Origin of the sequence: Dysgonomonas sp. ZJ279, from assembly GCF_011039205.1 — a bacterium.
In the GTDB taxonomy this organism is placed as follows: domain Bacteria; phylum Bacteroidota; class Bacteroidia; order Bacteroidales; family Dysgonomonadaceae; genus Dysgonomonas.
Genome location: NZ_JAAKEL010000040.1, coordinates 1 through 7,117 on the forward strand (window position 1 = coordinate 1; position 7,117 = coordinate 7,117).

The 7,117-nt window shown below is 34.3% G+C and carries 8 protein-coding genes and 1 tRNA gene; 4 read left to right on the top strand and 5 right to left on the bottom strand.

All coding sequences use genetic code 11. The annotated features are described in order from the left end of the window. Positions 1-528: 528 nt before the first annotated feature. Positions 529-753 carry a hypothetical protein gene (locus G7Y57_RS17550; RefSeq protein WP_165027241.1) on the bottom strand — a complete coding sequence of 75 codons (225 nt, stop codon included), beginning with the start codon at positions 751-753 and terminating at the stop codon, positions 529-531. 139 nt (positions 754-892) lie between these two features. Between G7Y57_RS17550 and G7Y57_RS17555 the strand changes: the two genes are divergently transcribed. After that, positions 893-1,807 carry an IS1595 family transposase gene (locus tag G7Y57_RS17555; RefSeq protein WP_165027242.1) on the top strand — a complete coding sequence of 305 codons (915 nt, stop codon included), beginning with the start codon at positions 893-895 and terminating at the stop codon, positions 1,805-1,807. 6 nt (positions 1,808-1,813) lie between these two features. Beyond that, on the top strand, positions 1,814-1,948 hold the full coding sequence (locus tag G7Y57_RS18115) for a hypothetical protein (RefSeq protein WP_255491507.1): 135 nt from the start codon (positions 1,814-1,816) through the stop codon (positions 1,946-1,948). A 101-nt stretch (positions 1,949-2,049) separates the two neighbouring features. Here G7Y57_RS18115 and G7Y57_RS17560 read toward each other — a convergent pair whose 3' ends face one another. Then, on the bottom strand, positions 2,050-3,363 hold the full coding sequence (locus G7Y57_RS17560; protein WP_165027243.1) for an alpha-L-fucosidase: 1,314 nt from the start codon (positions 3,361-3,363) through the stop codon (positions 2,050-2,052). A gap of 78 nt (positions 3,364-3,441) precedes the next feature. Then, positions 3,442-3,515: transfer RNA gene (locus G7Y57_RS17565), tRNA-Thr, on the bottom strand. Positions 3,516-3,763: 248 nt separating this feature from the next. Here G7Y57_RS17565 and pepT point away from each other — a divergent pair. Next, positions 3,764-4,984: a peptidase T gene (pepT, locus tag G7Y57_RS17570; RefSeq protein ID WP_165027244.1), complete on the top strand. Its 1,221-nt coding sequence runs from the start codon at positions 3,764-3,766 to the stop codon at positions 4,982-4,984. A 185-nt stretch (positions 4,985-5,169) separates the two neighbouring features. On the opposite strand, the gene G7Y57_RS18120 is transcribed toward pepT, so the two are convergent. Beyond that, complete coding sequence (locus G7Y57_RS18120) at positions 5,170-5,304, bottom strand: hypothetical protein (protein ID WP_255491507.1); 135 nt, start codon at positions 5,302-5,304, stop codon at positions 5,170-5,172. A 6-nt stretch (positions 5,305-5,310) separates the two neighbouring features. Continuing rightward, a complete protein-coding gene (locus tag G7Y57_RS17575) occupies positions 5,311-6,225 on the bottom strand; it encodes an IS1595 family transposase (RefSeq protein WP_165027242.1) in 915 nt (304 codons plus the stop codon). Between the two features lie 139 nt (positions 6,226-6,364). On the opposite strand from G7Y57_RS17575, the gene G7Y57_RS17580 reads away from it, so the two are divergent. Beyond that, the gene (locus G7Y57_RS17580; RefSeq protein ID WP_165027241.1) at positions 6,365-6,589 is read left to right on the top strand and encodes a hypothetical protein; all 225 of its coding nucleotides are present in this window, start codon (positions 6,365-6,367) and stop codon (positions 6,587-6,589) included. Positions 6,590-7,117: the final 528 nt, after the last annotated feature.

Genomic DNA, 7,117 nt, shown 5'->3' on the forward strand with positions numbered 1-7,117 from the left:
TAACGTTTCAACTTCAACTACTTCAAAGTAATTCAACAACCCTTCGGGTAATAATAATTCATAGCCTGTTTGCATGATGCGAAATTAGAAAAAAAAATGCCTAGTCCACAAGAATTCGGGTTGATCCATAAGTACCACTTAATCCCGAAGTAGCATTAATAAAAGAAAGCGTGGGATTACAGTCTCATTTACCAATAGGAGGCTCTGGTAAGCCCTTGTAGGATAAACAAGAAAGAAGCCCACGCCAAATAGCATGAGCATCAACTTCTCATTCTTACCTACAATTTGAAATTTACCAGATTTCCTATTGGCAGAATAAAAGCTAACGCTTTATAAATTTTCGTATGTCGTTACAAAAATAACAATAATTACTAACTAAATAATAAAAGATTATGCAAAAAAGAAAAAACAAAGACGAACTCATTCTTAAAAATAAAGACGAGATACATTCCTTAATAATGGAACTAGGTGTACAAATTCCTGATAGTTATATTTGGTCTAATGAATTAAGACGAAAGTTTGAAAGGATTACTTCTTGGCTTTCTTCTTAGCATTAGCAACTTTTCGGTCATAGGGAGGTTTATTTACAGGTTTTAAAGAGACACCTTCTTTGGATGCTTTTGCTTGGATAGCATCTCTGCTTCTTCCAAGTTTAAGTCCAATTACACCTGTAGGAGTATTACCTTCTACTAACTCTTTTAGTTTTTCTATATCTTCTTCACTCCAAGATTTGTTTTGATTTTTAGGTGGCATAATATAAAGTTTTAAAGGTTAAAGTCTAAAGGTAAAAATAATTCAAAATATACTATAAAAAATATACTATATTTTGAATTATAAATTTGCAGATAAGACTGTTTTTTGTTATCTTTAAGTACATGATAAACATAAACTTATGATAGGAAAAGACTTTAAATCAATATTCGAATTACTTGAAATGTTCCCAGATGAACAATCATGCATAGACTATTTAGAAGAGAAAAGATGGGGTGGAGATGTTGTTTCACCATTTGATGATTCGTCAAGGGTCTATAAATGCAAAAACAACCGCTACAGATGTAAAAATACAGGAAAGTATTTCAATGTCAGAACAAACACTTTGTTTGACAATACAAAAGTAGGTTTAAGAAAATGGTTTTTAGCGATCTATCTTGTTACAAGCCATAAAAAAGGAATTTCATCATGTCAATTGGCAAAAGATTTAAGAGTAACTCAAAAAACGGCTTGGTTTATACTACAGCGTATAAGAACCTGCTTTGAAATTGAAGAAGATATAGAATTAGACGGAGTTGTAGAAATTGACGAAACATTCGTAGGAGGGAAAAATAAGAATAGACATTGGAATAAAAAAGTACCTAAAAGTCAAGGTCGGAGTTTCAAGGACAAAACCCCTGTATTTGGTATGCTACAACGAAATGGAATAGTAATAGCTAGAGTCGTTCCCGACACCTCTGTGAAAAGTCTGTTGCCTCATATACTAAAACACATTCGAAAAGGCAGTACAATTTATACAGATGAGTGGAACTATGGAAACCTAAGTGAAAAGTACAACCATGACTATATACATCATGGAGCAAGAATTTACGCACAAGGAGAAGTATACACCAATACATTAGAAGGCTTTTGGAGTATATTTAAAAGAGGAATTATGGGTATTTATCACATAACATCACGAAAGCATTTGCAGAAATATGTAAACGAATTTGTTTTTAGATACAATACCAGAAAAATTTCCGAGAAAGGAAGATTTGATTTACTTTTACAAAATACTGAAAGAAGATTGAAGTATAAAGATTTAACGACTAACTAATGTATTATGCCACAAAATAAACCAAAAAAAGATAAACCCAAAGCAAAAAAGCCAGCGAAGAAAGCCGTGCCAAAATCCTTTGACGAGAAAATAGAAAAAGCATTGAAATTCAATCCCAATGCTAGTAAAAAGAAAAAATAAATTAGTGTAAAATGGTATATAAGTACCATAAATTAAATTTACCTTTCTAAACTTGTGTTCTTGTCTTTTGCCTTATACGTCAAAGGCGAAAAAAGCACTTTTTATTTTATTTCTACCTCAATGATCGTGTCAATATCATCAAGATTTCCATTAAAACTGAAAATTACATTATTACTTTTTTTATCTTTTTTCCAGACAAGCTTAGCATCGGTATTAAGTAATTTCGCTGATTTAATATTGGGGATATTAATAATAATCTTATCAAGATCTTTGTCCAAAACATGGATATATGTTATTTTACCTTTTGCAGTAGAAACACCCCATTTTTCAGGTTTTAAGAAGCCGGCTGTTGTTCCGTATATTGTATGACCATATTTACTAAGCCAATCACCCATCACTTGTAGACGATCTACACATTCAGTCTGTATTTTTCCATTGGGCATAGGACCAACATTGAGCAAAAGGTTTGCACCATAGCCCGAAGCTTTGATTAAATAGTGGATAAGTTCTTTCTCAGATTTGAAATTGTTGTCAGTAATATTATATCCCCAAGTAGCATTCATTGTTTCGCAAGTTTCTAAAGATAGGTGCCCAGCAGCCACTTGCCCATCACTATATCCACTCTTATTTTCTCCTGGTAGGTCACGCTCAAAAGCCTGATAATCCTCTCCATCTATGGGTTCTTTATGATGGTTATTCGATATCATACAGTTTGGTTGCAACTTATGTATTAAGCCATAGATTTCGTCATAATGCCAGTCGACACGGGAATTTACATGCGATTTACTATCGCTTGGATGTTGATCCCAATCACCATCGAACCATATACCTGCAATATCTCCATAATTAGTCAATAATTCTGTGAGTTGTGCTTTCATAAAATTAATGTAGTCCGCCCATTCCCCACGTTCGGTACGTCCGCATCCGCTGCCGGTTTGTCCTGTCCAGTACTGATAGTCTGTTCTCGACCAATCTATGAGAGAGTAATATAGTATTAGCTTGATATTTTCTTTGTGACACTCATCAGCAAGCTCTTTCATTATATCTCGACCAAAATGGGGTGTATTCATTATATTCCAATCGGACTGTTTGGTGTTCCAATTGCTAAAACCATCGTGATGTCGGGAAGTGAATGTTATATATTTCATTCCGGCATCTTTTGCTATTTTGACCCATTCTTTTGCATCAAAATCCTGCGGATTGAAAAATTGTTGGAGATTTTTGTAGTTTTTTACTTTTATAGGTCTATTCTGCATAACCCATTCACCATCACCTAGTACACTGTAAGGACCAAAGTGTACAAACAGGCCGAAGCGTGCTTCATCGAACCAGCGGGTATCGGGTTTTGACGATTGGCTGTATGTGCTGATAGAGATAAATAAGATTAGGAAGAGGCTTAAAAATCGTTGTTTCATGGTAATGTAGAATTGGTTAACAGATTACCAAAGATAGTAAAATAAAAAAACTACCTGACAAAATCAGATAGTTTTTTGAGCCTCTTGTCGGATTCGAACCAACGACCCCGAGATTACAAATCACGTGCTCTGGCCAACTGAGCTAAAGAGGCAGGTGGGTAAGCTACCTATATCGCGTCGCTCAACCGACGGCCCTTGCTGCGATCAAACCCTGGGGGATTAATCAGGAGCTGACCGTATAGGACTTACCCGGGCACAAAAGTATGGTATTTTTTTCGATTTGCAAAATGTTGCATCATATTTTTCCTTTGCTTATATTTGTATGAAAGTCGCATTAGCAAAAAACAATTTAGTTATCAGCGACTTATATTTTTAATTATTATCATAAAAAAAACAAATAATGACAGTTGTTGATCGTTTTCTTAAATATGTGAAGTACGATACTGAATCGAGTACTGAAACGGGAGTAACTCCAAGTACACCGGGACAGTTGATTTTAGCTCGTGAAATAGAAAAAGAACTCCGTCAAATGGGATTAGAAGACATCTCACTTGACGAAAAAGGATATATAATGGCTACATTGCCTGCAAATACAGATAAGAAAGTACCTACTATTGGGTTTGTAGCACATATGGATACGAGTCCTGATCTGACAGGTAAGAATGTTAATCCACGCATAGTAACCAAGTACAATGGTGGAGATATTGTTTTGAATGAAAAAGCGAATGTTGTGCTGTCTCCAAGAGATTTTCCTGAAATGCTTGATTACGAAGGGCAGGATTTGATTGTAACTGATGGAACTACATTGCTTGGAGCTGATGATAAAGCTGGTATCGCAGAGATATTGACAGCTATTCAATATCTGAAAGACCATCCTGAGATTAAGCATGGTAAAATACGCATAGGCTTTACTCCGGATGAGGAAATAGGCGCAGGTGCAGATCACTTTGATGTAGCAAAATTTGGTTGTGAATGGGCTTATACTATCGATGGTGGACCAATAGGTGAGTTAGAATATGAGAATTTTAATGCTGCCGGGGCTAAAATTTCGATACAAGGGCGTAGTGTGCATCCCGGATCAGCAAAGAATAAAATGAAAAATGCCTTGGTGATTGCCAATAAGCTAATATCATTATTACCCGCAGACGAAAGACCTGAACATACTACCGAATATGAAGGTTTTTTCCATCTGATGAATATCACAGGAACGGTTGATAGTGCTTCTTTGAGCTATATAATACGCGATCATGACAGAATTTTATATAAGAAACGTAAGCAATTGCTAATAGATGCAGTTGATTTTATTAATAAGCTGTATCCCGATAGTACAACTTTAGAAATAAAAGATCAATATTTTAATATGCGCGAAAAAGTAGAGCCTGTGATGCATATTGTAGATCTTGCCTTCGAAGCAATGACCTCTGTAGGTGTTACTCCACTCGTGAAACCGATAAGAGGTGGAACAGACGGCGCTCGTCTCTCGTATATGGGGTTACCTTGTCCTAATATCTTTGCAGGTGGTCATAATTTCCATGGAAGATATGAATTTGTGCCTATCCAATCGATGCAAAAAGCAGTAGAGGTGATTGTGAGGATAGCCGAACTTGTTGCTTCTAAGTAGTTGCTGATGTAAACAGGACGGAGAAAGAGATATTTTTCTCATTAATATAGTAAAATAATAAGATCAGAGTAGCACTAGTGGCTACTCTATCTTTGCTTATAAACAAGATTATTTTAAAGAATCCAAACATAAAGTAGATGTTGAAGTATTATTATTTAGGTACTTATATACCATTTTACACTAATTTATTTTTTCTTTTTACTAGCATTGGGATTGAATTTCAATGCTTTTTCTATTTTCTCGTCAAAGGATTTTGGCACGGCTTTCTTCGCTGGCTTTTTTGCTTTGGGTTTATCTTTTTTTGGTTTATTTTGTGGCATAATACATTAGTTAGTCGTTAAATCTTTATACTTCAATCTTCTTTCAGTATTTTGTAAAAGTAAATCAAATCTTCCTTTCTCGGAAATTTTTCTGGTATTGTATCTAAAAACAAATTCGTTTACATATTTCTGCAAATGCTTTCGTGATGTTATGTGATAAATACCCATAATTCCTCTTTTAAATATACTCCAAAAGCCTTCTAATGTATTGGTGTATACTTCTCCTTGTGCGTAAATTCTTGCTCCATGATGTATATAGTCATGGTTGTACTTTTCACTTAGGTTTCCATAGTTCCACTCATCTGTATAAATTGTACTGCCTTTTCGAATGTGTTTTAGTATATGAGGCAACAGACTTTTCACAGAGGTGTCGGGAACGACTCTAGCTATTACTATTCCATTTCGTTGTAGCATACCAAATACAGGGGTTTTGTCCTTGAAACTCCGACCTTGACTTTTAGGTACTTTTTTATTCCAATGTCTATTCTTATTTTTCCCTCCTACGAATGTTTCGTCAATTTCTACAACTCCGTCTAATTCTATATCTTCTTCAATTTCAAAGCAGGTTCTTATACGCTGTAGTATAAACCAAGCCGTTTTTTGAGTTACTCTTAAATCTTTTGCCAATTGACATGATGAAATTCCTTTTTTATGGCTTGTAACAAGATAGATCGCTAAAAACCATTTTCTTAAACCTACTTTTGTATTGTCAAACAAAGTGTTTGTTCTGACATTGAAATACTTTCCTGTATTTTTACATCTGTAGCGGTTGTTTTTGCATTTATAGACCCTTGACGAATCATCAAATGGTGAAACAACATCTCCACCCCATCTTTTCTCTTCTAAATAGTCTATGCATGATTGTTCATCTGGGAACATTTCAAGTAATTCGAATATTGATTTAAAGTCTTTTCCTATCATAAGTTTATGTTTATCATGTACTTAAAGATAACAAAAAACAGTCTTATCTGCAAATTTATAATTCAAAATATAGTATATTTTTTATAGTATATTTTGAATTATTTTTACCTTTAGACTTTAACCTTTAAAACTTTATATTATGCCACCTAAAAATCAAAACAAATCTTGGAGTGAAGAAGATATAGAAAAACTAAAAGAGTTAGTAGAAGGTAATACTCCTACAGGTGTAATTGGACTTAAACTTGGAAGAAGCAGAGATGCTATCCAAGCAAAAGCATCCAAAGAAGGTGTCTCTTTAAAACCTGTAAATAAACCTCCCTATGACCGAAAAGTTGCTAATGCTAAGAAGAAAGCCAAGAAGTAATCCTTTCAAACTTTCGTCTTAATTCATTAGACCAAATATAACTATCAGGAATTTGTACACCTAGTTCCATTATTAAGGAATGTATCTCGTCTTTATTTTTAAGAATGAGTTCGTCTTTGTTTTTTCTTTTTTGCATAATCTTTTATTATTTAGTTAGTAATTATTGTTATTTTTGTAACGACATACGAAAATTTATAAAGCGTTAGCTTTTATTCTGCCAATAGGAAATCTGGTAAATTTCAAATTGTAGGTAAGAATGAGAAGTTGATGCTCATGCTATTTGGCGTGGGCTTCTTTCTTGTTTATCCTACAAGGGCTTACCAGAGCCTCCTATTGGTAAATGAGACTGTAATCCCACGCTTTCTTTTATTAATGCTACTTCGGGATTAAGTGGTACTTATGGATCAACCCGAATTCTTGTGGACTAGGCATTTTTTTTTCTAATTTCGCATCATGCAAACAGGCTATGAATTATTATTACCCGAAGGGTTGTTGAATTACTTTGAAGTAGTTGAAGTTGAAACGTTA

Bases quoted from the DNA above. Each gene is read 5' to 3' on its own strand.
- G7Y57_RS17550 (WP_165027241.1), bottom strand. From the start codon at position 753: ATGCCACCTAAAAATCAAAACAAATCTTGGAGTGAAGAAGATATAGAA.
- G7Y57_RS17555 (WP_165027242.1), top strand. From the start codon at position 893: ATGATAGGAAAAGACTTTAAATCAATATTCGAATTACTTGAAATGTTC.
- G7Y57_RS18115 (WP_255491507.1), top strand. From the start codon at position 1,814: ATGCCACAAAATAAACCAAAAAAAGATAAACCCAAAGCAAAAAAGCCA.
- G7Y57_RS17560 (WP_165027243.1), bottom strand. From the start codon at position 3,363: ATGAAACAACGATTTTTAAGCCTCTTCCTAATCTTATTTATCTCTATC.
- pepT (WP_165027244.1), top strand. From the start codon at position 3,764: ATGACAGTTGTTGATCGTTTTCTTAAATATGTGAAGTACGATACTGAA.
- G7Y57_RS18120 (WP_255491507.1), bottom strand. From the start codon at position 5,304: ATGCCACAAAATAAACCAAAAAAAGATAAACCCAAAGCAAAAAAGCCA.
- G7Y57_RS17575 (WP_165027242.1), bottom strand. From the start codon at position 6,225: ATGATAGGAAAAGACTTTAAATCAATATTCGAATTACTTGAAATGTTC.
- G7Y57_RS17580 (WP_165027241.1), top strand. From the start codon at position 6,365: ATGCCACCTAAAAATCAAAACAAATCTTGGAGTGAAGAAGATATAGAA.